This is a genomic window from Clostridium carboxidivorans P7 (assembly GCF_001038625.1).
GTDB classification, from domain to species: domain Bacteria; phylum Bacillota; class Clostridia; order Clostridiales; family Clostridiaceae; genus Clostridium_AM; species Clostridium_AM carboxidivorans.
The window spans coordinates 4,427,458-4,452,154 of the sequence record NZ_CP011803.1 but is presented as its reverse complement, the minus strand read 5'-3'; the positions used below and the strand labels follow the sequence as shown (position 1 = coordinate 4,452,154).

31 protein-coding genes are annotated in these 24,697 nt (G+C 33.9%); all 31 read left to right on the top strand.

Annotated features, from left to right (window positions below):
* Positions 1-208: 208 nt before the first annotated feature.
* The 31 genes from rpoB (at position 209) to map (ending at position 24,688) form a co-directional block, all read left to right on the top strand.
* Positions 209-3,907 (top strand): DNA-directed RNA polymerase subunit beta, encoded by a 3,699-nt coding sequence (rpoB, locus tag Ccar_RS19860; RefSeq protein WP_007063568.1) that lies wholly within the window; start codon positions 209-211, stop codon positions 3,905-3,907.
* 17 nt (positions 3,908-3,924) lie between these two features.
* The gene (rpoC, locus tag Ccar_RS19855) at positions 3,925-7,464 is read left to right on the top strand and encodes a DNA-directed RNA polymerase subunit beta' (protein WP_007063569.1); all 3,540 of its coding nucleotides are present in this window, start codon (positions 3,925-3,927) and stop codon (positions 7,462-7,464) included.
* A gap of 112 nt (positions 7,465-7,576) precedes the next feature.
* The gene (locus tag Ccar_RS19850; protein ID WP_007063570.1) at positions 7,577-7,819 is read left to right on the top strand and encodes a ribosomal L7Ae/L30e/S12e/Gadd45 family protein; all 243 of its coding nucleotides are present in this window, start codon (positions 7,577-7,579) and stop codon (positions 7,817-7,819) included.
* A 115-nt stretch (positions 7,820-7,934) separates the two neighbouring features.
* Entirely contained in the window at positions 7,935-8,312 is a 378-nt protein-coding gene (gene rpsL, locus Ccar_RS19845; protein ID WP_007063571.1) for a 30S ribosomal protein S12, read from the top strand.
* Positions 8,313-8,477: 165 nt separating this feature from the next.
* Entirely contained in the window at positions 8,478-8,948 is a 471-nt protein-coding gene (gene rpsG / locus Ccar_RS19840) for a 30S ribosomal protein S7 (protein WP_007063572.1), read from the top strand.
* A 78-nt stretch (positions 8,949-9,026) separates the two neighbouring features.
* Complete coding sequence (gene fusA / locus Ccar_RS19835) at positions 9,027-11,096, top strand: elongation factor G (RefSeq protein ID WP_048030360.1); 2,070 nt, start codon at positions 9,027-9,029, stop codon at positions 11,094-11,096.
* Positions 11,097-11,135: 39 nt separating this feature from the next.
* Positions 11,136-12,329, top strand: coding sequence for an elongation factor Tu (gene tuf / locus Ccar_RS19830; RefSeq protein WP_048030358.1), 1,194 nt, complete (start codon positions 11,136-11,138; stop codon positions 12,327-12,329).
* Positions 12,330-12,689: 360 nt separating this feature from the next.
* Positions 12,690-12,998, top strand: a complete 309-nt coding sequence (gene rpsJ, locus Ccar_RS19825; RefSeq protein WP_007062369.1) for a 30S ribosomal protein S10 — start codon at positions 12,690-12,692, stop codon at positions 12,996-12,998.
* A 74-nt stretch (positions 12,999-13,072) separates the two neighbouring features.
* Positions 13,073-13,702: a 50S ribosomal protein L3 gene (gene rplC / locus Ccar_RS19820; RefSeq protein WP_007062370.1), complete on the top strand. Its 630-nt coding sequence runs from the start codon at positions 13,073-13,075 to the stop codon at positions 13,700-13,702.
* 25 nt (positions 13,703-13,727) lie between these two features.
* Positions 13,728-14,348 (top strand): 50S ribosomal protein L4, encoded by a 621-nt coding sequence (gene rplD / locus Ccar_RS19815; protein ID WP_007062371.1) that lies wholly within the window; start codon positions 13,728-13,730, stop codon positions 14,346-14,348.
* Positions 14,348-14,641 (top strand): 50S ribosomal protein L23, encoded by a 294-nt coding sequence (gene rplW, locus Ccar_RS19810; protein ID WP_007062372.1) that lies wholly within the window; start codon positions 14,348-14,350, stop codon positions 14,639-14,641. Before rplD ends, rplW begins: the two co-directional genes overlap by 1 nt.
* Before the next feature lie 57 nt (positions 14,642-14,698).
* Positions 14,699-15,526: a 50S ribosomal protein L2 gene (gene rplB, locus Ccar_RS19805; RefSeq protein ID WP_007062373.1), complete on the top strand. Its 828-nt coding sequence runs from the start codon at positions 14,699-14,701 to the stop codon at positions 15,524-15,526.
* Between the two features lie 63 nt (positions 15,527-15,589).
* Entirely contained in the window at positions 15,590-15,874 is a 285-nt protein-coding gene (gene rpsS, locus Ccar_RS19800; protein ID WP_007062374.1) for a 30S ribosomal protein S19, read from the top strand.
* Between the two features lie 21 nt (positions 15,875-15,895).
* The gene (rplV, locus tag Ccar_RS19795; RefSeq protein ID WP_007062375.1) at positions 15,896-16,231 is read left to right on the top strand and encodes a 50S ribosomal protein L22; all 336 of its coding nucleotides are present in this window, start codon (positions 15,896-15,898) and stop codon (positions 16,229-16,231) included.
* Positions 16,232-16,246: 15 nt separating this feature from the next.
* Complete coding sequence (gene rpsC, locus Ccar_RS19790; protein ID WP_007062376.1) at positions 16,247-16,918, top strand: 30S ribosomal protein S3; 672 nt, start codon at positions 16,247-16,249, stop codon at positions 16,916-16,918.
* A 16-nt stretch (positions 16,919-16,934) separates the two neighbouring features.
* Entirely contained in the window at positions 16,935-17,378 is a 444-nt protein-coding gene (rplP, locus tag Ccar_RS19785; RefSeq protein WP_007062377.1) for a 50S ribosomal protein L16, read from the top strand.
* Positions 17,368-17,571 carry a 50S ribosomal protein L29 gene (gene rpmC / locus Ccar_RS19780; RefSeq protein WP_007062378.1) on the top strand — a complete coding sequence of 68 codons (204 nt, stop codon included), beginning with the start codon at positions 17,368-17,370 and terminating at the stop codon, positions 17,569-17,571. The genes rplP and rpmC overlap by 11 nt, the downstream gene beginning before the upstream one ends.
* A 20-nt stretch (positions 17,572-17,591) precedes the next feature.
* Positions 17,592-17,846, top strand: coding sequence for a 30S ribosomal protein S17 (gene rpsQ / locus Ccar_RS19775; RefSeq protein WP_007062379.1), 255 nt, complete (start codon positions 17,592-17,594; stop codon positions 17,844-17,846).
* Between the two features lie 29 nt (positions 17,847-17,875).
* Positions 17,876-18,244 (top strand): 50S ribosomal protein L14, encoded by a 369-nt coding sequence (gene rplN, locus Ccar_RS19770; RefSeq protein ID WP_007062380.1) that lies wholly within the window; start codon positions 17,876-17,878, stop codon positions 18,242-18,244.
* Between the two features lie 18 nt (positions 18,245-18,262).
* The gene (gene rplX / locus Ccar_RS19765; RefSeq protein WP_007062381.1) at positions 18,263-18,586 is read left to right on the top strand and encodes a 50S ribosomal protein L24; all 324 of its coding nucleotides are present in this window, start codon (positions 18,263-18,265) and stop codon (positions 18,584-18,586) included.
* Between the two features lie 22 nt (positions 18,587-18,608).
* Positions 18,609-19,154 (top strand): 50S ribosomal protein L5, encoded by a 546-nt coding sequence (gene rplE / locus Ccar_RS19760; protein WP_007062382.1) that lies wholly within the window; start codon positions 18,609-18,611, stop codon positions 19,152-19,154.
* Positions 19,155-19,166: 12 nt separating this feature from the next.
* Entirely contained in the window at positions 19,167-19,352 is a 186-nt protein-coding gene (locus Ccar_RS19755) for a type Z 30S ribosomal protein S14 (protein ID WP_007062383.1), read from the top strand.
* Positions 19,353-19,383: 31 nt separating this feature from the next.
* The gene (gene rpsH, locus Ccar_RS19750) at positions 19,384-19,782 is read left to right on the top strand and encodes a 30S ribosomal protein S8 (RefSeq protein ID WP_007062384.1); all 399 of its coding nucleotides are present in this window, start codon (positions 19,384-19,386) and stop codon (positions 19,780-19,782) included.
* A 108-nt stretch (positions 19,783-19,890) separates the two neighbouring features.
* Positions 19,891-20,433, top strand: a complete 543-nt coding sequence (gene rplF, locus Ccar_RS19745) for a 50S ribosomal protein L6 (protein ID WP_007062385.1) — start codon at positions 19,891-19,893, stop codon at positions 20,431-20,433.
* A gap of 18 nt (positions 20,434-20,451) precedes the next feature.
* Positions 20,452-20,811 (top strand): 50S ribosomal protein L18, encoded by a 360-nt coding sequence (gene rplR, locus Ccar_RS19740; RefSeq protein WP_007062386.1) that lies wholly within the window; start codon positions 20,452-20,454, stop codon positions 20,809-20,811.
* Between the two features lie 15 nt (positions 20,812-20,826).
* Positions 20,827-21,324, top strand: coding sequence for a 30S ribosomal protein S5 (rpsE, locus tag Ccar_RS19735; protein WP_007062387.1), 498 nt, complete (start codon positions 20,827-20,829; stop codon positions 21,322-21,324).
* Positions 21,325-21,337: 13 nt separating this feature from the next.
* A complete protein-coding gene (rpmD, locus tag Ccar_RS19730) occupies positions 21,338-21,517 on the top strand; it encodes a 50S ribosomal protein L30 (RefSeq protein ID WP_007062388.1) in 180 nt (59 codons plus the stop codon).
* Positions 21,518-21,539: 22 nt separating this feature from the next.
* Positions 21,540-21,980 carry a 50S ribosomal protein L15 gene (gene rplO / locus Ccar_RS19725; RefSeq protein ID WP_007062389.1) on the top strand — a complete coding sequence of 147 codons (441 nt, stop codon included), beginning with the start codon at positions 21,540-21,542 and terminating at the stop codon, positions 21,978-21,980.
* A gap of 3 nt (positions 21,981-21,983) precedes the next feature.
* Positions 21,984-23,264: a preprotein translocase subunit SecY gene (secY, locus tag Ccar_RS19720; protein ID WP_007062390.1), complete on the top strand. Its 1,281-nt coding sequence runs from the start codon at positions 21,984-21,986 to the stop codon at positions 23,262-23,264.
* Positions 23,265-23,288: 24 nt separating this feature from the next.
* Positions 23,289-23,942, top strand: a complete 654-nt coding sequence (locus tag Ccar_RS19715) for an adenylate kinase (protein WP_007062391.1) — start codon at positions 23,289-23,291, stop codon at positions 23,940-23,942.
* Positions 23,939-24,688: a type I methionyl aminopeptidase gene (gene map / locus Ccar_RS19710; protein WP_007062392.1), complete on the top strand. Its 750-nt coding sequence runs from the start codon at positions 23,939-23,941 to the stop codon at positions 24,686-24,688. Before Ccar_RS19715 ends, map begins: the two co-directional genes overlap by 4 nt.
* Positions 24,689-24,697: the final 9 nt, after the last annotated feature.

The following is a 24,697-nucleotide window of genomic DNA, read 5'->3' as shown; positions in this document are numbered from 1 at the left end:
ACAATTTAAACATGTTATGATAAAATAATAAATTGCATTGATTAATTAAAAATTAAACATATATTTAATTTTTAATTTAAATGATTTGAATTAATTATGAAAAATAGGTTATAATAATTTGATGGTAATGTAATCAATCCAGAAGCACCTACTATATAAGAAAGTTGTGTTTTTGGTTATTTTTAGTTTATGCAAGGGGTGAGAGTCAATGGTACATCCTGTCCAGGTTGGTAAGAGAACAAGAATGAGCTTTTCCAAACTTAAAGAAGTAGGTGAAATGCCTAATTTAATTGAGGTACAGCTAAATTCCTATAATTGGTTTTTAAAGGAAGGTTTACAGGAAGTATTTGATGATATTAATCCTATTCAGGATTATACAGGTAATCTAAATCTAGAATTTGTTGGATACAAACTAGATATGGATAATATTAAATACACTGTTGAAGAATGCAAAGAAAGAGATTCTACGTATGCAGCGCCTTTAAAAGTAAAAGTTAGACTATTAAACAAAGAGACTGGTGAAGTAAAAGAACAGGAAGTTTTCATGGGAGATTTTCCTCTTATGACAGAGCAAGGAACGTTTATTATTAATGGAGCTGAAAGAGTAATAGTTAGTCAATTGGTAAGATCACCAGGTGTTTATTATGATATGTCAGTTGATAAAACAGGTAAAAAACTTTTTTCTGCAACAGTAATACCAAACAGAGGTGCTTGGCTAGAATATGAAACAGATTCCAATGACATAATATATGTAAGAATAGACAAAACAAGAAAATTACCTATAACTATTCTTGCAAGAGCAATGGGTTATGGAACAGATGCCGAAATTACTGAGTTTTTTGGCGAAGATGAAAGATTAAAAGCAACAATAGAAAAAGATAATACAAAAACACGTGAAGAGGCACTACTTGAAATATATAAGAGATTAAGACCAGGTGAACCACCTACAGTTGATAGTGCTCAATCACTTATTGAATCATTATTTTTTGATCCTAAGAGATATGATCTTTCAAGGGTTGGAAGATATAAGTTTAATAAAAAGTTGGCTTTAAATCTTAGAATTGCCAATCAGATATCTGCACAAGATATTGTTAACCCACAAACAGGTGAAATACTTGTTGAAAAGGGTGAAAAAATAAGTAGAGAAAAAGCTCTAGAAATTCAAAATTGTGGCGTTAATATGGTAAATGTTCAACTTGAGGATAGAGTTATAAAAATTATAGGTAATAACTTTGTAAACATACATAATTTTGTGGACTTTAATATAGATGACTTAAATATAAAAGAGCTTGTACATTATCCTGCTTTAAAACAAATATTGGATAATTATAGTGATGAAGATAGTATAAAAGAACAAATTAAGAAGAATATACATGCATTGATACCAAAACATATAATAAGAGATGATATATATACTACTATAAATTATGAGCTAGGATTACCATACGATATTGGTCATACAGATGATATTGATCATCTTGGTAATAGAAGACTTAGATCTGTTGGTGAATTACTTCAGAATCAATTTAGAATAGGTCTATCTAGAATGGAAAGAGTAGTTAAAGAAAGAATGACTATTCAAGATCAAGAAGTTATAACTCCACAAGCTTTGATAAATATTAGACCTGTGGCAGCTGCTATAAAAGAATTCTTTGGTAGTTCACAGCTTTCACAGTTTATGGATCAAACAAATCCGTTATCAGAACTTACTCATAAGAGAAGACTATCAGCATTAGGACCAGGTGGACTTTCAAGAGAAAGGGCTGGTTTTGAAGTTAGAGACGTTCACCATTCACATTATGGTAGAATGTGTCCTATAGAAACACCAGAAGGTCCAAATATAGGACTTATTAACTCATTGGCTGCTTATGCAAAGGTAAATGAGTATGGATTTATAGAAACACCTTATAGAATAGTAGATAAAAAGACTGGTACAGTTCAAAAGAAAATAGTATATATGACAGCAGACGAAGAAGATGAATATGTCATTGCGCAGGCAAATGAACCGCTTGATGAAGAGGGACATTTTATAGACAGTAAAGTAACAGTAAGAGATCAAGAAGATGTACTTGTAGTTCCAGCTCAAGATGTTGATCTTATGGATATATCTGCTAGACAGATAGTTTCTGTAGCTACAGCTATGATACCATTCCTTGAGAATGATGATGCCAGCCGTGCGCTTATGGGATCTAACATGCAGCGTCAAGCAGTACCTCTATTAAAACCTCAAGCTCCTATTGTAGGAACAGGTATAGAGTTTAAAGCAGCTGTAGATTCAGGGGTTCTTCCTAAGGCTAAAAATGCTGGAACAGTTGTTTATGTTAGTGCTAATGAAGTAAGAGTAAAAAGGGATTCAGATGGTGGCATAGATACCTATAGACTTTTAAAATTTAAAAGATCTAACCAAAGTTCGTGTATAAATCAAAGACCTATAGTAAGTAAAGGTGAAAAAGTAGATAAGGGAACAGTATTATCAGATGGACCATCTACAGACCTTGGAGAAATTGCATTAGGTAAAAACATAAGAATGGGATTTATAACATGGGAAGGTTATAACTATGAAGATGCTATGCTTATATCAGAAGAACTAGTTAAAAAAGATGTGTTTACATCAATTCATATAGAAGAATATGAAGCAGAAGCAAGAGATACAAAATTAGGACCAGAAGAAATAACAAGAGATATACCAAATGTTGGTGAAGATGCTTTAAAGGATATAGATGAAAGAGGAATAATAAGAATAGGTGCCGAGGTAAGGTCTGGAGATATATTAGTAGGTAAAGTTACTCCAAAGGGAGAAACAGAACTTACAGCAGAAGAAAGATTACTTAGAGCAATATTCGGAGAAAAAGCTAGGGAAGTAAGAGATACTTCACTTAGAGTACCTCATGGTGAAGCTGGTATAATTGTAGATGTGAAAATATTTACAAGAGAAAATGGAGATGAACTTCCACCAGGAGTTAACAAGTTAGTTAGATGCTATATAGTTCAAAAAAGAAAAATATCTGTAGGAGATAAAATGGCAGGAAGACATGGTAACAAAGGTGTTATATCAAGAGTGTTACCAGAAGAAGATATGCCTTTCTTACCAGATGGAAGACCACTTCAAATATGTTTGAATCCTCTAGGCGTTCCTTCTCGTATGAACATAGGTCAGGTACTTGAAGTTCACTTAGGATGGGCAGCTAGTGAAATGGGATGGCATATAGCAACTCCTGTATTTGATGGAGCAACGGAAGAAGATATAGTACAATGTTTAAAGGATGCAGGATATGATGAGAGTGGAAAAACAGTACTATATGATGGAAGAACTGGAGACGCATTTGACAATCCAGTAACAGTTGGATACATGTATATATTAAAACTTGCACATTTGGTTGATGATAAAATACATGCTAGATCTACTGGACCATATTCATTAGTTACTCAACAGCCATTAGGTGGTAAAGCACAGTTCGGAGGACAAAGATTTGGAGAAATGGAAGTTTGGGCTTTAGAAGCATATGGTGCTGCTCATACACTTCAAGAAATATTAACAGTTAAATCTGATGACGTTGTAGGAAGAGTTAAGACTTATGAAGCTATTGTTAAGGGTGAGAATATACCAGAACCTGGAGTTCCTGAATCATTTAAGGTTCTTATAAAAGAATTGCAGGCTTTATGCTTAGATGTAAAAGTGCTTAATGATGACAATCAAGAAATTAAATTAAAAGAATCTGTAGATGAAGAAATACAAGATTTAGGTGTAAATATGGAAGGAAGCGAAGAGTTCGTTCCACCAACTCCAACTGATGATTATGTTGAATCTGAAGATAGTGATGAAGATTTAGAACTTGACTATGATGACTTATCTTTAGATGAAATTCAAGGTAATTTAGAAATAGATGATTTTAATGACGAACATTAGGAAGGGAGGATGTACCCTTGTTTGAATTAAATAATTTTGATGCATTACAAATAGGGTTGGCTTCACCAGAAAAAATAAGAGAATGGTCAAGAGGTGAAGTAAAAAAGCCTGAAACAATAAATTACAGAACTTTGAAACCTGAAAGAGACGGGCTATTTTGTGAAAGAATTTTTGGACCTATAAAAGACTGGGAATGTCACTGCGGTAAATATAAAAGAATAAGATACAAAGGCATAGTATGTGATAGATGTGGTGTAGAAGTTACTAAAGCTAAAGTAAGACGTGAGAGAATGGGCCATATAGAATTGGCAGCACCTGTATCTCATATTTGGTACTTTAAGGGAATACCATCACGTATGGGACTTATATTAGATATGTCACCAAGAGCGCTAGAAAAAATACTATATTTTGCATCTTATGTTGTATTAGATCCTAAAGAAACTCCATTACTAAAAAAACAACTGCTAAATGAAAAAGAATATAGAGAAGCTGTTGATAAATATGGTGATGAAAGTTTTGTTGCTGGAATGGGTGCTGAGTCTATTAAAAGACTTTTAGAAGAAATAGATTTGGAACAATCATCTATTGAGTTAAAAGAGGATTTAAAAACTAGCACAGGACAGAAGAAAGTAAGAATAATAAGAAGACTTGAAGTAGTAGAGTCATTTAGAAAATCTAGAAATAGACCTGAATGGATGATTATAGATGTAATTCCTGTAATTCCTCCAGATTTGAGACCTATGGTTCAACTTGATGGTGGAAGATTTGCAACATCAGATTTAAATGATCTTTACAGAAGAGTTATTAATAGAAATAATAGACTTAAAAAACTTTTAGATTTAGGTGCACCAGACATAATAGTTAGAAACGAGAAAAGAATGCTTCAAGAAGCAGTAGATGCACTTATAGATAATGGAAGAAGGGGAAGACCAGTAACTGGTCCTGGAAACAGACCTCTAAAATCATTATCTGATATGTTAAAGGGTAAGCAAGGAAGATTTAGACAAAACTTGCTTGGAAAACGTGTTGACTACTCAGGACGTTCAGTTATAGTTGTTGGACCTGAACTTAAGATGTATCAGTGCGGACTTCCAAAAGAAATGGCACTTGAATTATTTAAGCCTTTTGTAATGAAAAAGCTTGTTGAAAGTGGAGTGGCACATAATATAAAGAGTGCTAAGAGAATGGTTGAAAGAGTTCAATCTCAAGTATGGGATGTACTTGAAGAAGTAATATCTGATCATCCAGTACTTCTAAACCGTGCTCCGACTCTTCATAGATTGGGAATTCAAGCATTCCAACCTGTACTTGTAGAAGGTAGAGCTATAAAACTTCATCCTTTAGCATGTACAGCGTATAATGCAGATTTTGATGGAGACCAAATGGCAGTCCATGTTCCACTATCTGTTGAAGCACAATCAGAAGCTAGATTTTTAATGCTTGCTGCACATAACATAATGAAACCATCAGATGGTAAGCCAGTTGTTATTCCTACTCAGGATATGGTTCTAGGTTCATATTATCTAACAATAGATAAGGATGAAGAATTAGGAGAAGGAAGATATTTCTCATCACCAGATGAAGTAATTATGGTTTACCAATTAAAGCAAATTAGTATTCATGCTAAGATAAAAGTAAAAATGAGCAAAATTGAAGATGGAAAACTTATTACTGGAATAATAGATACAACACCAGGAAAAATAATATTTAACGAATCAATACCACAAGATTTAGGATTTATTGATAGAAGTCTTCCAGAAAATGAGTTTAAATTAGAAGTAGATTTCCTTGTAACAAAGAAAAACCTTGGTACAATTATAGACAAATGCTATATGAAGCATGGAGCTACTAAAACATCTATAATGCTTGATAAGATAAAAGCAAAAGGATATCACTACTCAAGTATAGGAGCTATTACAGTTTCTACTTCAGATATGGAGGTTCCTGAAGCTAAGAAAACATTACTTGCAGAAACTGACGCAGCAGTTGATAAAATTCAGAAAATGTATAGAAGAGGTTTTATATCTGAAGATGAAAGATATGAAAGAGTTATAGAAAGATGGACTAAAACAACAGAAGATGTTGCAGATGCACTTATGGATAACTTGGATAGATTCAACCCAATATTTATGATGGCAGATTCAGGAGCCAGAGGTTCTAAGAGCCAGATTAAGCAACTTGCTGGTATGAGAGGTCTTATGGCTAATCCATCTGGTAAGATTATAGAATTACCTATAAGAGCTTCATTCAGAGAAGGTCTAAACGTAATGGAATACTTTATATCAACTCACGGAGCTAGAAAAGGTAATGCAGATACTGCTTTAAAGACTGCAGACTCAGGATATTTGACAAGAAGGTTAGTTGATGTAAGCCAGGATGTTATAGTAAGAGAAGAAGATTGTGGAACACAAGCAGGATATGATGTTTCTGAAATAAAGGAAGGAAACGAAGTAATAGAGAGCTTAGCTGAAAGACTTACAGGAAGATATTCAGCAGAAGATATAATGGATCCAAATACTGGTGAAATATTAGTCCATAAAAATGATTACATGGATAGTAAGATTGCAGAGAAAGTTGATAAGTTAGGGATCAAAAAAGTAACAATTAGATCTGTATTTACATGTAAATCTAAACACGGAGTATGTGCAAAATGTTATGGAATGAATATGGCTACTGCTCAAAAAATAAGTATGGGAGAATCTGTTGGTATAATAGCAGCACAAAGTATAGGAGAACCAGGTACTCAGCTTACTATGAGAACTTTCCATACTGGTGGAGTTGCTGGGTCTGATATAACTCAAGGTCTTCCAAGAGTTGAGGAATTATTTGAGGCTAGAAAACCTAAGGGTCTTGCTATAGTAAGTGAAGTTTCTGGTACTGTAAAAATGGAAGAAACTAAGAAGAAGAGAACTATTTCTGTAATTACAGATGCAGGTGAAGAAGTAACTTATGATATACCATTTGGTTCAAGAATTAAGGTATCTAATGGAGATGCAATAAGTGCTGGAGATGAAATAACAGAAGGTTCTGTTAATCCGCATGATATAATAAGAATTAAAGGTGTTTTAGGAGTTAAAAATTATCTTCTATCTGAAGTTCAAAAAGTTTATAGATTACAAGGTGTTGATATAAATGACAAACATCTTGAAGTAGTAGTAAGACAGATGACAAGAAAAATAAAAATAGAAGATTCTGGTGATACAGAATTATTACCAGGTACAATGATAGATATGTTTGATTTTGATGAACAAAATGCAAAAGCAGAAGCTAGAGGTGAAAGACCAGCACAAGGTAGAGTTGCGTTACTTGGTATAACTAAGGCTGCTTTGGCTACAGATTCATTCCTTTCAGCTGCTTCATTCCAAGAAACAACAAGAGTACTTACTGATGCAGCTATTAAAGGAAAAGTTGATCCTTTACTAGGATTAAAAGAAAATGTAATTATTGGTAAGTTGATACCTGCTGGAACAGGTATGACAAGGTACAGATCTATCAAAATCAATACTGAAAAAGAATCAGAGGAAAAACAAATTAGTAATAATGAAATAGAAGTTTAATAATTTGTTGACATAGTAGGTTTAAAATGATAAAATACATCTGTATGTTTTTGAAAGAGACAAAGTTTTTATAACTTTGTCTCCATAGCACTGTAAGGGAGGAAAAGTAATAATGATTCTTAGACTTGAAGGCAATAAGGTTGTTGGTGTAAAGCAAACAATTAAAGCTATGAAGGCAGGAACTGTAAAAACTGTTTATATAGCAAAAGATGCCGATGATAAGTTTATACAACCTGTAAAATTATTAGTCGAGGAAATGTCTCTAGAGCTAGTATATGTAGATAGTATGAAAGAATTAGGAAAGCTTTGTGGAATAGACGTCGGAGCAGCAACAGCAGCAGTGTTAAAAAATTAAATTCTCAATTTAAATAGCTTACAGATATAATTTAACATAAATTTTAATTTGTTACTTAGTTAGCTTCTTAGATAAATTTCTAAGTTAGTTGATATTTTTTAAAGGAGGTGTAAATATGCCAACTATAAGCCAATTAGTAAGAAAAGGCAGAAAGACAATAAGTGCTAAATCAACAGCACCAGCACTAAAGGAATGTCCTCAAAAGAGAGGAGTTTGTACAGTAGTAAAAACTACAACACCTAAGAAACCAAACTCAGCATTAAGAAAAATTGCTAGGGTTAGATTAACAAATGGGTTTGAAGTTACTGCTTACATTCCAGGTGTAGGCCACAACTTACAAGAACATAGTGTTGTTCTTATAAGAGGAGGAAGAGTTAAGGATCTTCCTGGTGTTAGATATCACATCATCAGAGGTGCCTTAGATTCAGCAGGAGTTGCTAACAGATTACAGAGTAGATCAAAATACGGTGCTAAAAAGCCAAAGCAAAAATAATGCTTAGCTAAATTGATTTGAAAAATAGTGCTATGTCTTCAGCATTTATATATAGATTTAATAAATAACTTGCAGAAGTACAAAGCACTTTACGATATTACATTAAATAGTGTGATATCGAGTACCGATGAACTTAAATTTAACATTGTTAAGGAGGGAAGAAAAGTGCCAAGAAAAGGACATATTGCAAAAAGAGATGTATTACCAGATCCAGTATACAATAGTAAGGTTGTTACTAAATTTATAAACAACGTAATGGAAGATGGTAAAAAAGGGGTAGCACAAAAAATATGCTACGAAGCTTTTGATATAATTCGTGAAAAAACAGGTAAAGAACCAATTGAGGTTTTTGAAGAAGCAATGAACAATGTAATGCCATTACTTGAAGTTAAAGCAAGAAGAATAGGTGGTGCTACATATCAAGTTCCTATAGAAGTTAGACCAGAAAGAAGACAGACATTAGGAATTAGATGGTTGCTTGCTGCAGCATCAAAAAGAGGCGAAAAATGCATGAGAGAAAGACTTTCAGCAGAATTAATGGATGCCGCTAATAATACTGGTGCAGCTGTTAAAAAGAGAGAAGATACTCATAAAATGGCTGAAGCTAATAAAGCTTTTGCACATTATAGATATTAATAATGAACAAAACTGTTTTGGCTTTTACCAAAACAGTTTTGTCAAATTTAAATTTATACTTTAGAGGAGGAAAATTAAGTGGGAAGACAACATCCGTTAGACAAATACCGTAATATTGGAATAATGGCTCACATTGATGCAGGAAAAACAACTACAACAGAACGTATACTTTTTTATACCGGAAGAACTCATAAAATAGGAGAAGTTCATGAAGGTCAGGCTACAATGGACTGGATGGTTCAAGAACAAGAAAGAGGTATAACAATTACTTCAGCAGCAACTTTCTGTATGTGGAAAGATCACGCTATAAACATAATAGACACACCAGGACACGTGGATTTTACAGTAGAAGTTGAAAGATCACTAAGAGTTCTTGATGGAGCGGTTACTGTATTAGATGCAAAAGGCGGAGTTGAGCCTCAGACAGAAACTGTATGGAGACAGGCGGATAATTATAAAGTACCAAGAATGGTATATGTAAATAAGATGGATTCTACAGGCGCTGATTTTTATATGTGCGTAAATATGTTAAGAGATAGATTACATTGTAATGCTATTCCAATACAGTTACCAATAGGAGCTGAAGATAAGTTCCAAGGAATCATAGATCTTGTTAACAATGAAGCTATAATATATGAAGATGATTTAGGAAAAGTTATGGACGAAGTTGCAATACCAGCAGAGTTACAAGATAAAGCAACAGAATATAGAACAGCTTTAATTGAAGCAGTTGCTGAACAAGATGAAGAATTGATGATGAAATATCTTGATGGAGAAGAATTAACTATAGATGAAATAAAGATGGGCATTAGAAAAGGCGTTATAGCAAATGCTATAGTACCTGTTACATGTGGATCATCATATAAGAACAAGGGTGTTCAACCAATGATAGATGCTGTAGTTGATTATATGCCATCACCATTAGATATACCAGCAATTAAAGGAACAAATCCTGAAACTGGAGAAGATATGGAAAGACCAGCAGATGATAATGCTCCAATGTCAGCATTAGCATTTAAGATTGCTACAGACCCATTTGTAGGAAGATTAGCATTTACTAGAGTTTACTCAGGAATAATGAAGAGTGGTTCTTACGTATATAACTCAACTAAGGGCAAAAAAGAAAGAATCGGAAGACTTGTTAAGATGCATGCAAATCATAGAGAAGAAGTTGAAGAACTTCGTTCAGGAGATTTAGGTGCAATAGTTGGATTAAAAGAAACTACTACAGGTAATACTCTTTGTGATGAAACAAATCCAATTGTACTTGAAAGTATGGAATTCCCAGAACCAGTTATAGAAGTAGCTATAGAGCCAAAAACAAAAGCTGGTCAAGAAAAAATGGGTATAGCTTTAGCTAAACTTGCAGAAGAAGATCCTACATTTAAAACATTTACTAATCAAGAAACAGGACAGACAATTATAGCAGGAATGGGAGAACTTCATCTTGAAATAATTGCTGATAGACTTCAAAGAGAGTTTAAAGTAGAATGTAATGTTGGTAAGCCTCAAGTTGCTTATAAAGAAACTATTAGAAAAGCTGTTAAAGCTGAAGGTAAATTTGTTAGACAGTCTGGTGGACGTGGTCAATACGGTCACTGTTGGATAGAAATGGAACCAACAGAAGGCGAATATACATTTGAAAATGCTATTGTTGGTGGAGCTATTCCAAAGGAATATGTAGGACCAATTGATAATGGTATACAAGAAGCTGCCGAAAGTGGTATAGTAGCTGGATATCCAGTTATAAACTTCAAAGTTAAATTAGTTGATGGATCATACCATGATGTCGATTCATCAGAAATGGCATTTAAGATTGCAGGATCTATGGCGTTTAAAAATGCTATGGGAAAAGCAGATCCAGCATTACTTGAACCTATGATGAAAGTTGAAATAGTAATTCCAGAAGAATACATGGGAGATGTAATAGGAGACGTTAATTCAAGAAGAGGTAGAATTGAAGGAATGGATCCAAGAGCAGGTGCTGAAGTAATAAGAGCATTTGTTCCACTTTCAGAAATGTTTGGATATGCAACTACATTGAGATCAAGAACTCAAGGTAGAGGAGTTTACTCAATGGTATTTGATCATTATGAAGAAGTTCCAAAGAGCATTCAAGAACAAATAGCTGGTAAGAAAACTAATTAATTTAATAAAAAGCAGATTGATTTTAGGGAGGAATAAAAAATGTCAAAAGCAAAATATGAAAGAACAAAACCACATGTAAACATAGGAACAATAGGACACGTAGATCATGGTAAGACAACATTAACAGCAGCAATAACAATGGTGTTAGCAAAAGAAGGAAAAGCAGAAGCATTTAAGTATGACGAAATAGATAAAGCACCAGAAGAAAAAGAAAGAGGAATCACAATCAACACAGCACACGTAGAATATGAAACAGAAAACAGACATTATGCACACGTAGACTGTCCAGGACATGCTGACTATGTAAAGAACATGATAACAGGAGCAGCACAAATGGATGGAGCAATCTTAGTAGTAAGTGCAGCAGATGGTCCAATGCCACAAACAAGAGAACATATACTACTAGCATCAAGAGTAGGAGTAAGTTACATAGTAGTATTCTTAAATAAAGCAGACCAAGTAGACGATCCAGAATTATTAGAATTAGTAGAAATGGAAGTAAGAGAATTATTAAGTGAGTATGACTTCCCAGGAGATGATATTCCAATAATAGTAGGAAGTGCATTAAAAGTAATAGAAAATCCAGATGATGCAGAAGCAACAAAATGCATACATGAATTAATGGATGCAGTAGATAGCTATATTCCAACACCAGAAAGAGCAACAGATAAAGCATTCTTAATGCCAATAGAAGATGTATTCACAATCACAGGAAGAGGAACAGTTGCAACAGGAAGAGTTGAAAGTGGAATACTAAAAGTTGGAGACGAAGTAGAAATCGTAGGATTAAAAGAAGAAAAAGGCAAGACAACAGTAACAGGAGTAGAAATGTTCAGAAAGCTTCTTGATCAAGCAATGGCAGGAGATAACATAGGAGCATTACTAAGAGGAATACAAAGAGATGACATCGAAAGAGGTCAAGTATTAGCAAAACCAGGTTCAGTACACCCACACAAGAAATTTGTAGGTCAAGTGTACGTATTAAAGAAAGAAGAAGGCGGAAGACATACACCATTCTTCAATGGATATAGACCACAGTTTTATTTCAGAACAACAGACGTTACAGGATCAATCGCATTACCAGAAGGAGTAGAAATGGTTATGCCAGGAGATCACATAGATATGAATGTTGAATTAATAACACCAGTAGCAATGGATGAAGGATTAAGATTTGCAATAAGAGAAGGCGGAAGAACAGTAGGTTCAGGTGTTGTTACTAAAATAGTTGAGTAATTTTTGATTTTAAAATTTGAATGCATTCAGTAGAAAAAGGAAAGAGGACGCTCTTTCCTTTTTTATAAAATAATTTAAATTATTTTATAAATAAAAATACTTGTCAAATATAAAAATATATTGTATAATTAAGAAGTTGTATTGTGATAACAGCGATGAGGCAAGAGGTTGCCGGGCTTCCGGGTAATTCTTGACTGAGTATGCCGAGGTCTTGAACCAGGCGACGGTGGTTTTGCGAGGGTGTTTTCCGTGCGTAATTATATTTTTGCGTAAAATAAAGAAACACCCGGAACAGTTTACATAACCAATCCGCTGTTGTACGTAAGAAGTAAAGCGTGCATGAAAAGGAGGGAAATAGAAATGGCAAAACAAAAAATAAGAATTAGATTAAAGGCTTTTGATCACAACATATTAGATCAATCAGCTGAAAAAATTGTAGAAACAGCAAAAACAACAGGTGCAAAGGTAGCAGGACCAGTACCACTACCAACAGAAAAAGATGTTGTAACTGTATTAAGAGCTGTGCACAAGTATAAGGATTCTAGAGAACAGTTCGAAATAAGAACACACAAAAGACTTATAGATATAATAAGTCCATCACCAAAGACTGTTGATGCTCTAATGAGATTAGACTTACCAGCAGGTGTTGATATCGAAATAAAATTATAATTGTAATAGATAACTATTACTAACGATTATGACCGTTTAAGACGATCCGCTAATACGTTGAGGAGGTGCAGAGTATGAAAAAGGCTATACTAGGTAAAAAACTTGGTATGACTCAAATATTTGATGAAAACGGGAAAATAGTTCCTGTTACAGTAATTGAAGCAGGTCCATGCGTAGTTTTTCAGAAGAAAACTACAGAAAAAGATGGCTATGAGGCTATACAATTAGGATTTGATGATATTAGAGAAAAACTTGTAAACAAACCAATGAAAGGACACTTTGCAAAAGCTGGTGCTGCTTTAAAGAGGTTTGTAAAAGAAATAAGAGTTGAAGACATAAGTGCATATGAAGTAGGACAGGAAATAAAAGCAGATGTGTTTGCAGCAGGAGAAAAAATAGATGTATCTGGAGTTTCTAAAGGTAAGGGATTCCAAGGTACAATTAAGAGATGGAATGCACAAAGAGGACCTATGTCCCACGGTTCTAAGTTCCATAGAGCACCAGGTTCTATGGGAGCTTCATCAGATCCATCAAGAACATTTAAAAATAAGAAGTTACCAGGACATATGGGAAATGTAAATACAACAGTATTAAACCTAGAAGTTGCAAAAGTTATGCCTGAGAAAAACATTATATTAATAAAAGGTGGAGTACCAGGACCTAATAAAGGCTTTGTAGTAATAAGAAATACAGTTAAAGCTTAAGTTTTGGTAGAAAGGAGGATACAGAATGCCTACAGTAGGATTATTTAATAAAGAAGGTAAAAAAGTTGGAGATGTTCAACTTTCAGATAACGTATTTGGAGTTGAAGTAAATCAATACGCATTACATCAAGTAGTCGTTGCATTACTTGCAAATAAAAGACAAGGAACTCAATCAGCTAAGACTAGATCTGAAGTTTCTGGAGGCGGAATCAAACCTTGGAGACAAAAAGGAACTGGTAGAGCAAGACAGGGTTCAATAAGAGCACCACAATGGATTCATGGTGGTATGGTTTTTGCAGTAAAACCAAGAGATTATAGAACTTCAGTTCCAAAGTCAATGAGAAGAGTTGCTATGAAATCAGCTCTTACAAGTAAAGTTAATGATGAACAGATAGTAGTTTTGGAAAGCTTAGAATTAGAAGCTCCAAAAACAAAAGAAGTAGTAAAAATGTTAGATGCATTAAATGCAAAGAAAACATTAATTGTTACATCTGAATCAAACGAAAATGCATATAAATCAGCAAGAAACATACAAGGTGTAGAAATACTACCAGTTAACAATCTTAATGTATATGACTTGTTAAAGTATGAAAAACTTGTAATAACTAAGGATGCTGTATCAAAAATTGAGGAGGTGTATGCATAATGAAATTAACTAATTATGATATCATAAGAAGACCTATTGTAACAGAAAAGAGTATGTCTTCAATGAGTGATAAAAAATACACCTTTGTAGTTGATATACACGCTAACAAATCAATGATAAAAAGAGCAGTAGAAGATGTATTTGGAGTTAAAGTTGAAGATGTTAAAACAGCAAGATACATGGGAAAAACAAAAAGAGTTGGCGTACACATAGGAAAAAGAGCGGACTATAAAAAAGCTGTTGTTAAGCTAACAGAAGATAGTAAGACAATAGAGTTCTTTGAAGGAATGTAATTAAAATATAGCGATATTGGTTAGAAACCAGATAAGCTTAAAAAGGAGGGAATACCGATGGCAGTTAAAGGATTTAACCCTACCACGCCTTCAAGAAGAAACATGACTGTTAGTACATTTGAAGAAATAACTACAAATGTTCCAGAAAAATCACTTCTTGTTGCATTAAAGAAAAGTGGTGGTAGAAATGCAAACGGTAAAATAACAGTTCGTCATATTGGTGGCGGAGCAAAACAAAAGTACAGAGTGATAGACTTTAAGAGAAACAAGGATTCAATTCCAGCTAAAGTAGCTACAGTAGAATATGATCCAAACAGATCTGCATATATAGCTCTTGTAGTTTATACTGATGGTGAGAAGAGATACATAATAGCTCCAGTTGGATTAAAAGTTGGAGATACTATAGTATCAGGAGCAGATTCTGATATAAAAACTGGTAACTGTCTTCCACTACAAAATATACCTGTTGGTACAGTTGTTCATAATGTAGAATTATCTGTTGGAAAAGGAGCTCAGCTTGTTAGATCAGCTGGAACATCAGCTCAACTTATGGCTAAAGAAGGCGGATATGCTACTTTAAGACTTCCAAGTGGTGAAATGAGATATGTAAAAATAGAATGTAGAGCAACTATAGGAACAGTTTCAAACTTAACTCATGAAATCACAAACATTGGTAAAGCAGGTAGAAAGAGACATATGGGTGTTAGACCTACAGTTAGAGGTTCTGTAATGAATCCTAATGACCATCCACACGGTGGTGGTGAAGGTAAATCACCAGTCGGACACGCAAGTCCAATGACTCCATGGGGCAAACCAGCTCTTGGATACAAAACTAGAAAGCATAAGAAATATTCAGATAGATTTATTATTAAGAGAAGAAAATAGTAGGAAGAGAATAGTAAATTCTCTTCACTATCTATTAACTGTTGTATGAAGGGAGGCCAAATCGTGAGCAGATCAGTTAAAAAAGGACCTTATGTTCAAGAAGTGCTTTTAAATAGAATAAATGAAATGAATAAAAAAGGTGAAAAGAAAGTTATAAAAACTTGGTCAAGAAGTTCAACTATATTTCCACAAATGATAGGTCATACAATTGCAGTACATGATGGAAGAAAACATGTTCCAGTGTACATATCAGAGGATATGGTAGGACATAAATTAGGAGAGTTTTCATTAACTAGAACATTTAAAGGACATATAGATAGAACTGAGAAATCAAGTAAGTTAAAATAGTCTAGAAAGGAGGTAATATCTATGGAAGCTAAAGCTATAGTTAAGTATGTAAGAATGTCATCAATGAAAATAGGAGTTGTTCTTGACTTAATAAGAGGAAAGAATGTAAATGAAGCTTTTGCTATATTAAAATATACTCCAAAGGATGCAGCTGAAGTGGTTAATAAAGTTTTAAAATCAGCTGTTGCAAATGCAGAAAATAATTTAAGTTTGGATATAAATGATTTATATGTTGCAGAGGCATATGCATGCCAAGGACCAACATTAAAGAGATTTAGACCACATGCTCAAGGAAGAGCTTTCAGAATAAAGAAAAGAACTAGTCACGTAACACTAGTTGTTAAAGAAAGAGCTTAAGAAGGAGGGAAATAGATGGGACAGAAAGTACATCCACATGGTTTACGTGTTGGCGTAATTAAGGATTGGGATGCTAAATGGTATGCCAATAAGAAAAATTTTGCAGATAACCTAGTGGAAGATAATAAAATCAGAGAATTTGTAAAGGCTAAAACTGCTGCAGCTGGAGTTTCAAAAATTCAGATTGAAAGAGCAGCTAAGAGAGTTAAGTTAAACATATTTACTGCTAAACCTGGTATGGTAATAGGAAAAGGCGGTTCAGGAATAAACGCTTTAAAAGCTAGCCTTCAAAAAATAATTACTGATAAGAATATTTTAATAAATATAGTTGAAGTTAAATCAGCAGAAGGTGATGCACAGCTTATGGCTGAAAGTGTAGCTCAACAACTTGAAAAGAGAATTTCTTTCAGAAGAGCAATGAAACAAACTATTCAAAGAGCAATGAAAACAGGCGTTAAAGGAGTTAAAACTTCATGTTCAGGAAGACTTGGCGGAGCTGAAATAGCAAGAACTGAGCAATATCATGAAGGTACAATTCCACTACAAACATTGAGAGCTGATATAGACTACGGATTTGCAGAAGCAGATACAACATACGGAAAAATCGGAGTTAAAGTATGGGTATATAGAGGAGAAATTCTTCCAGTTAAGAAAGTAGCTCAAAATCAGGAAGAAGTTAACGCATAGGAAGGAGGAATATCATATGTTAATGCCTAAAAGAGTTAAACGTCGTAAAGTACAACGTGGTAGAATGAAGGGCAAAGCTACAAGAGGAAACTTTATAGCATATGGAGATTTTGCTATACAGGCTACTGAGTGTGGATGGATTACAAGCAATCAAATAGAATCTGCCAGAATAGCTATTAATAGATACATTAAAAGAGGAGGAAAACTTTGGATAAAGATTTTCCCAGATAAGCCAGTTACAGAAAAACCTGCTGAAACTCGTATGGGTTCTGGTAAAGGATCACCAGAATATTGGGTATCCGTTGTTAAACCAGGTAGAGTATTATTCGAGTTATCAGGTGTTGACGAAACTACTGCAAGAGAAGCTATGAGACTTGCATCACATAAGTTACCTTTAAAAACTAAATTTGTGACTAGGAGAGATTTTGAAGAAGTGGGTGGTGAAAATAATGAAGGCTAAAGAATTGCAAGAATTAAGACAAAGCAACCCCCTAGACTTGCAAGGTAAACTAGGAGATCTTAAAGCCGAATTATTCAATTTAAGATTTCAGTTAGCCACAGGTCAATTGGAGAACCCAATGAGAATCAAGGAAGTAAAGAAATCTATAGCCCAAATTAAGACCATCCTTAGAGAAGAAGAGCTAAGGGCATAGACTGAAAGGAGGTTTGTTCTGTGGAAAGAGGAAATAGAAAAACAAAAATAGGTAGAGTTGTTTCTGATAAAATGGATAAGACAATAGTAGTTGCAATAGAAACAAAAGTCCGTCATCCATTATATGGAAAAACAGTTAATAGAACAACTAAATTTAAAGCTCATGATGAAAATAATGAAGCAAAAATTAATGACAGAGTTTTAATAATGGAAACACGACCATTATCAAGAGATAAGAGATGGAGACTTGTAGAAATAGTTGAAAAGGCTAAATAGTAGATAAAGCTGAAAGGAGGGTATTTTCAATGATTCAGCAACAAACATTGTTGAAAGTTGCAGATAATTCCGGTGCTAAGGAAATTATGTGTATAAGAGTATTAGGTGGTTCCAAAAGAAAATGGGGAAACATTGGTGATATAATAGTTGCTAGCGTTAAAAGTGCAACACCAGGCGGTGTTGTTAAAAAAGGTGAAGTTGTAAAGGCAGTTGTAGTAAGATCAGTTAAAGGTTTAAGAAGAGCTGATGGTTCTTATATTAGATTTGATGAAAATGCTGCTGTTATAATAAAAGAAGATAAAAACCCAAAGGGAACTCGTATCTTCGGACCAGTTGCAAGAGAGCTAAGAGATAAGGATTTTACAAAAATATTATCATTAGCGCCTGAAGTTCTATAAGATAAGGAGGTGGCTATAATGGCATTAAATAAAATACATGTTAGAAAAAAAGACACGGTTATGGTTATATCCGGAAAAGATAAGGGTAAAACTGGAGAAGTTTTAGCTGTAATGCCTAAGACAGGAAAAGTACTTGTTAAAGGTATTAATGAAGTAACAAAACATCAGAAACCAAATAAAGCAAATATGCAGGGCGGAATAATTAAAAAAGAAGCTCCTATATATAGTTCAAAAGTAATGTTGTACTGTGACAAATGTAAATCAGTAACAAGAATAAGCCATAAATTATTAGAAGATGGAACTAAAGTTAGAGTTTGCAAAAAGTGCGGAGAAACATTCTAATCTTTGAAAGGAGGGCGAAATAATGATCACAAGATTACAAGAAAAATACCAAAAGGAAGTAAGTTCGGCTTTAATGGATAAATTCGGATACAAAAATGTAATGGAAATACCAAAGCTAGAGAAAATAGTTATCAATATGGGTGTTGGTGAAGCAAAGGATAATCCAAAGGTTTTAGAAGCAGCAGTAAGTGATTTAACAATCATTACAGGTCAAAAACCAATTTTGACAAGAGCAAAGAAATCTATTGCTAACTTTAAAATAAGAGAAGACATGGCAATAGGATGCAAAGTTACATTAAGAAAAGATAAAATGTATGAATTTGCAGATAAATTAATGAATGTTGCTTTACCAAGAGTTAGAGACTTCTCAGGAGTTTCAGATAAAGCTTTTGATGGAAGAGGAAATTATTCATTAGGAGTTAAAGAGCAGTTAATGTTCCCAGAAATAGAATATGATAAAATAGACAAAGTAAGAGGTATGGATATAATCTTCGTTACAACTGCAAACACTGACGAAGAAGCAAGAGAATTGTTAAGATTCCTTGGAATGCCATTCGCTCAGAAATAAGGAGGGAAAAACGTGGCACGTAAAGCTTTAATAGAAAAATGGAATAAGGAACCGAAATATTCAACTAGAGCTTACACTAGATGCAGAATTTGTGGAAGACCTCATTCTGTATTAAGAAAGTTTGGTATATGCCGTATTTGTTTCAGAGAACTTGCTTACAAAGGTGAAATACCAGGATGTAGAAAAGCAAGTTGGTAATGATGATTGTTAATGAAAGGAGGCACAATAAATGGTAATGACTGATCCTATCGCAGACTTACTTACACGTATAAGAAACGCAAATATAGTTAGACATGAAATAGTAGAAGTACCTTCTTCTAACATAAAGAAGGATATTTTAAATATAATGCTTCAAGAAGGATATATAAAAGACGTAGAGGAATATACAGATGGTTCTGTTAATATGCTAAGACTTGCAATGAAGTATGGTCAAAGCAAAGAAAGAGTTATAACTGGTCTTAAGAGAATATCTAAACCAGGACTAAGAGTTTATTGCAGAAAAGAAGAAATACCAAAAGTTTTAAATGGCTTAGGAATAGCTGTAATATCAACTTCAAAGGGGATTGTTACAGATAGAGAAGCAACAAAACTTGGAGTAGGCGGAGAAGTTCTTTGCTACATATGGTAATTTGAAGATATAAAAGAAATGTAAAGTATTATTACTTAAGTCAAAGTAATTAGGATATATAGCAAACTAAGCTTGTTATGTGCCTATAGGAATACAGGAGGTGTAATCATGTCAAGAATAGGAAAGCTCCCAGTAGCTATACCAAACGGCGCAACTGTTACAGTAACACCAGACAACGTTGTTACTGTAAAAGGACCAAAAGGCCAACTTGTTAGAGCTATGAGCAAAGATGTAAATATAGCTCTTGAAGACAACCATGTAGTTGTTACAAGAGACAGTGATGTAAAAAATGTAAGAGCTCTTCACGGATTAACAAGAGCACTAATAAATAACATGGTTATCGGAGTAACTGAAGGATATGCAAAAACACTAGAATTAGTAGGTGTTGGTTACAGAGCTCAGTTACAAGGTAAAAAATTAGTTATGAATCTTGGATATTCACATCCAGTTGAAATAGAACCAGCTGAAGGCGTAGTATTTGAAACACCTGCTGCTACTAAAGTTATTGTTAGAGGTATTGATAAAGAATTAGTTGGTGCCGTTGCAGCAGATATAAGAACTTGGAGAAAGCCTGAACCTTATAAGGGAAAAGGTATCAAATACGAAAATGAAGTTATAAGACGTAAAGAAGGTAAGACTGGTAAGAAATAATAGAAAGGAGTGACTTTTATGTTCAATAAAGACGACAGAAAAAAAGCTAGAGTAAGACGTCATCTTAGAGTTCGTAAGAAAATTTTTGGAACAACTGAAAGACCTAGATTTGCAGTATATAGAAGTGAAAAAAATATATATGCTCAAATAATAGATGATATAAATGGAAAAACTTTAGTTTCTGCTTCAACTTTGGATAAAGATTTCGAAGGCATAGGCAGTAATAAAGAATCAGCTAAAAAAGTTGGTGAAATAATAGCTAAGAGAGCTATTGAACATGGAATAAAAGAAGTAGTTTTTGATAGAGGCGGATACGTATATCACGGAAGAGTACAGAATCTTGCAGAAGGCGCAAGAGAGGCTGGTTTACAATTCTAAGAAGGAGGGAAATAAATGAGAATCGATCCTAGCACTTTAAATCTTAAAGAAAAAGTTGTATTTATAAACAGAGTTGCTAAGGTTGTTAAAGGTGGTAGAAACTTTAGATTTAGTGCCCTTGTAGTTGTTGGTGACGAGAACGGACACGTAGGTGTGGGAACTGGTAAATCTATAGAAATACCTGAAGCAATCAGAAAAGGCATCGAAGATGCTAAAAAGAATCTAGTAGAAGTTGCAATGGTTGGTACAACAGTACCACATGATATACAAGGTGAATTTGGTACTGGAAGAGTACTTATAATGACAGCATCAGAAGGTACAGGAGTTATAGCAGGAGGTCCTGCTAGAGCAGTACTTGAACTTGCTGGATTAAAGGATGTTAGAGCAAAATCTTTAGGATCTAACAATCCAAGAAATATGGTTAATGCTACTATAAACGGTTTATCAAGATTAAGAACAGTAGAACATGTTGCTAATCTTAGAGGTAAATCCGTTGAAGAAATTTTAGGTTAGGGGGGAACGAACCTTGGCTAAACTTAAAATAACTTTAACTAAGAGCTTAATAGGAAGAAAAAAAGATCATATAGCTACTGTTAATGCTCTTGGATTAAAGAAAATAGGAAAAATTGTAGAACATGAGGATACTCCTCAAATTAAAGGCATGATAAATAAAGTTAGCTATCTTCTAAATGTAGAAGAGGCATAAAACAGAGGAGGTGTAAGTTGAAATGAAACTTCATGAATTAAAACCAGCAGCAGGATCAAGAAAAGCTCCTAAAAGAGTAGGAAGAGGTACTGGTTCAGGTTTAGGAAGAAATGCTGGTAAAGGTGAAAAAGGACAAAAAGCTAGATCCGGCGGCGGAGTTAGATTAGGTTTTGAAGGCGGACAAATGCCTTTATTCAGAAGACTCCCAAAAAGAGGATTTACAAATATATTTGCAAAAGAATTTTCAACTATAAATGTTGATAGATTAAACATATTTGAAGATGGCACTGAAGTTACACCAGAATTACTATTATCAAAAGGAATGGTAAGAAAAGCAAAAAATGGTGTTAAGATACTTGGAAACGGCGATTTACAGAAAAAGTTAACTGTAAAAGCTGCGAAATTCTCACAAGTAGCTATAGAAAAAATAGAGGCACTTGGAGGAAAAGTTGAGGTGATATAGTAGATGTTATCAACCTTGCGTAATGCCTGGAAAGTTCCGGAGTTAAGAAAAAGATTATTGTTTACAATACTAATGATAGCAATTTTCAGGATGGGAAATTTTATTCCTGTTCCTGGAATTGATACTACAAAGCTTGCTGATTTAACTAAAGGTGGATCGCTATTCGGATTTTATGATTTGATAGCAGGTGGTGCATTCAGTAGATTTAGTATATTTGCTCTTGGTGTTGTACCATTCATTAACTCTTCTATCATAATGCAGTTATTACAAATTGCAGTTCCTGCATTAGAACAACTTTCTAAAGAAGGAGACGATGGTAGAAAGAAGTTACAGCAATATACAAGATATGCTGCAGTACCTTTAGCAGCTATTCAAGCTATTAGTACATATGTTATAATAGCTAGAGCTAATGCGCTTCATGATCCAAGTAATAAGCTTAATGCATTTTTGATAATGCTCACATTAACTACAGCTTCAACGTTTTTAATTTGGCTTGGTGATAGGATTACTGACAGTGGAATTGGAAATGGTATTTCTCTTTTAATATTTGTAAATATTGTTTCGAGATTTCCAACTACATTAAATCAAATTGTTGGACTACAAAAAATGGAGACTATTAATTTTATTGAGCTTGTAGCACTTGTTATAGTGGCATTTGCAATGTTTGTATCAGTAGTAATTATGACTTTATCAGAAAGAAGAATTCCTATACAATATGCAGGAAAGACGTCAGGTGGAAAACTCTATAAGGGTCAATCCACTCACATTCCGATTAATGTAAATGGATCAGCAGTTATTGGAATAATCTTTGCAATATCTGTTATGCAGTTTCCAATGACTATAGGTCAATTTTGGCCAAATTCACCTTTCTATAAGTTTGTAACTACAGGCAAGTTTAGTATATTTGTAGATGGAAGCTGGCAATATGCATTGACTTATTTCTTATTGACAATATTCTTTACTTGGTTTTATACAGAAGTTACTTTAAAACCTGAAGAAATGTCGGAAAACATGCATAAATCATCAGGATTTATACCAGGAATAAGACCGGGAGAACCTACAACAGAGCACATAGAAAGAGTTCTTGCTAAAGTTTCAATACTTGGTGGAGCTTTTGCTGGATTGATAGCGGTAATACCAATGATAGCCCAATCTCATACTAACTTTAAAGGTATATACTTTGGTGCTACTGGTTTACTAATAATCGTAAATGTTGCTATAGAAACTATAAAACAAATAGAGTCGCAGTTAGTAATGCGTCATTACCAAGGGTTCTTAAGGTAATAAAAATATTTGGAGATGATTCAAGTGAAAATAATTTTATTAGGTCCTCCAGGAGCTGGAAAGGGAACTCAGGCCAAATTAATTAGTGAAAAGTTTTCAATACCTCATATATCTACAGGGGATATTTTCAGAAAAAATATTTCAGAAAAAACTCCTCTTGGAATTGAGGCTAAGACATATATGGATAATGGAAAGCTAGTTCCAGATGAAGTTACTATAGGTATAGTAAAAGATAGATTAATGGAAGATGACTGTAAAAACGGCTTTTTATTAGATGGATTTCCAAGAACAGTTAAACAGGCTGAAGCTTTAGATTCATTTTTAAATGATAATGAACAAAAAATTGATACTGCATTACTTATAGATGTTCCAAAGGAATTTATCTTAGAAAGAATGACAGGAAGAAGAGTTTGTTCAAAGTGTGGAGCTAGTTATCATATAAAGTTTAATCCTTCTAAAATTGAAGGAAAATGTGATGCTTGTGATGGCGCTTTAATACAAAGAAAAGATGACACTGAAGCAACAGTTAAAGAAAGACTAGATGTATATGATAGGCAGACTCAGCCACTTATTCAATACTATAAAGATCAGGATATACTCTCTGCAGTGGAAGGAACAGGAGAAATAACAAAAGTTTTTGATAAAATTTGTAATGTTCTAGGAGCTGTTGGTAAATGATAATAATTAAGACAGACACAGAAATTGAGTATATGAGGCAGGCAGGTAAAGTTGTTGCAAATACCCTGTTAAAGCTTGAAGAGGTAGTAAAACCTGGTATAACGACTGCAGAATTGGATAGAATTGCAGAAGACTATATTACACAACAAGGTGGAAAACCATCCTTCAAAGGATATTGTGGTTTTCCAGGTTCAATATGTACTTCAGTTAATAAAGAAGTAGTTCATGGTATTCCTAATAAGAGTGTAGTTTTACAAGAAGGCGATATAATAAGTGTTGATTGTGGAGCTATATTAAATGGATATCAAGGAGATGCAGCAAGAACTTTTGCTGTAGGTAAAATCTCTGAAGAAGCTAAAAAGTTAATTGAAGTAACAAAAGAAAGTTTCTTTAAAGGTGTTGAAAAAGCCATTGTTGGTAATAGATTAACTGATATTTCCGCATCTATTCAAACTTATGCTGAAAGCTTTGGGTATTCTATAGTAAGAGAATATGTAGGTCATGGTATAGGCAAAGATATGCATGAAGATCCTGAAGTACCTAACTATGGAAGGCCTGGAAGAGGTCCGAAATTAACTCGGGGTATTGTGCTCGCCATAGAACCTATGGTAAATGCAGGTGAATACCGTGTAGAAACACAACCTAATAATTGGACTGTTGTGACAATGGATGGAAGCCTATCAGCTCATTATGAAAATACCGTTGCTATTTTAGATAACGGTCCTGAGATACTGACCTTAATTTAATAGAGGTGA

Coding starts and splice junctions, on each gene's coding strand:
- Ccar_RS19850 (WP_007063570.1), top strand. CDS start 7,577: ATGATTCTTAGACTTGAAGGCAATAAGGTTGTTGGTGTAAAGCAAACA.
- rpsJ (WP_007062369.1), top strand. CDS start 12,690: ATGGCAAAACAAAAAATAAGAATTAGATTAAAGGCTTTTGATCACAAC.
- rplW (WP_007062372.1), top strand. CDS start 14,348: ATGAAATTAACTAATTATGATATCATAAGAAGACCTATTGTAACAGAA.
- rplX (WP_007062381.1), top strand. CDS start 18,263: ATGGCATTAAATAAAATACATGTTAGAAAAAAAGACACGGTTATGGTT.
- rplO (WP_007062389.1), top strand. CDS start 21,540: ATGAAACTTCATGAATTAAAACCAGCAGCAGGATCAAGAAAAGCTCCT.
- rplR (WP_007062386.1), top strand. CDS start 20,452: ATGTTCAATAAAGACGACAGAAAAAAAGCTAGAGTAAGACGTCATCTT.
- map (WP_007062392.1), top strand. CDS start 23,939: ATGATAATAATTAAGACAGACACAGAAATTGAGTATATGAGGCAGGCA.
- rplC (WP_007062370.1), top strand. CDS start 13,073: ATGAAAAAGGCTATACTAGGTAAAAAACTTGGTATGACTCAAATATTT.
- rplN (WP_007062380.1), top strand. CDS start 17,876: ATGATTCAGCAACAAACATTGTTGAAAGTTGCAGATAATTCCGGTGCT.
- tuf (WP_048030358.1), top strand. CDS start 11,136: ATGTCAAAAGCAAAATATGAAAGAACAAAACCACATGTAAACATAGGA.
- rpmC (WP_007062378.1), top strand. CDS start 17,368: ATGAAGGCTAAAGAATTGCAAGAATTAAGACAAAGCAACCCCCTAGAC.
- rpoB (WP_007063568.1), top strand. CDS start 209: ATGGTACATCCTGTCCAGGTTGGTAAGAGAACAAGAATGAGCTTTTCC.
- rplD (WP_007062371.1), top strand. CDS start 13,728: ATGCCTACAGTAGGATTATTTAATAAAGAAGGTAAAAAAGTTGGAGAT.
- rplP (WP_007062377.1), top strand. CDS start 16,935: ATGTTAATGCCTAAAAGAGTTAAACGTCGTAAAGTACAACGTGGTAGA.
- rpsL (WP_007063571.1), top strand. CDS start 7,935: ATGCCAACTATAAGCCAATTAGTAAGAAAAGGCAGAAAGACAATAAGT.
- secY (WP_007062390.1), top strand. CDS start 21,984: ATGTTATCAACCTTGCGTAATGCCTGGAAAGTTCCGGAGTTAAGAAAA.
- rpsE (WP_007062387.1), top strand. CDS start 20,827: ATGAGAATCGATCCTAGCACTTTAAATCTTAAAGAAAAAGTTGTATTT.
- rplE (WP_007062382.1), top strand. CDS start 18,609: ATGATCACAAGATTACAAGAAAAATACCAAAAGGAAGTAAGTTCGGCT.
- rpsH (WP_007062384.1), top strand. CDS start 19,384: ATGGTAATGACTGATCCTATCGCAGACTTACTTACACGTATAAGAAAC.
- rplB (WP_007062373.1), top strand. CDS start 14,699: ATGGCAGTTAAAGGATTTAACCCTACCACGCCTTCAAGAAGAAACATG.
- rplV (WP_007062375.1), top strand. CDS start 15,896: ATGGAAGCTAAAGCTATAGTTAAGTATGTAAGAATGTCATCAATGAAA.
- rpsC (WP_007062376.1), top strand. CDS start 16,247: ATGGGACAGAAAGTACATCCACATGGTTTACGTGTTGGCGTAATTAAG.
- rplF (WP_007062385.1), top strand. CDS start 19,891: ATGTCAAGAATAGGAAAGCTCCCAGTAGCTATACCAAACGGCGCAACT.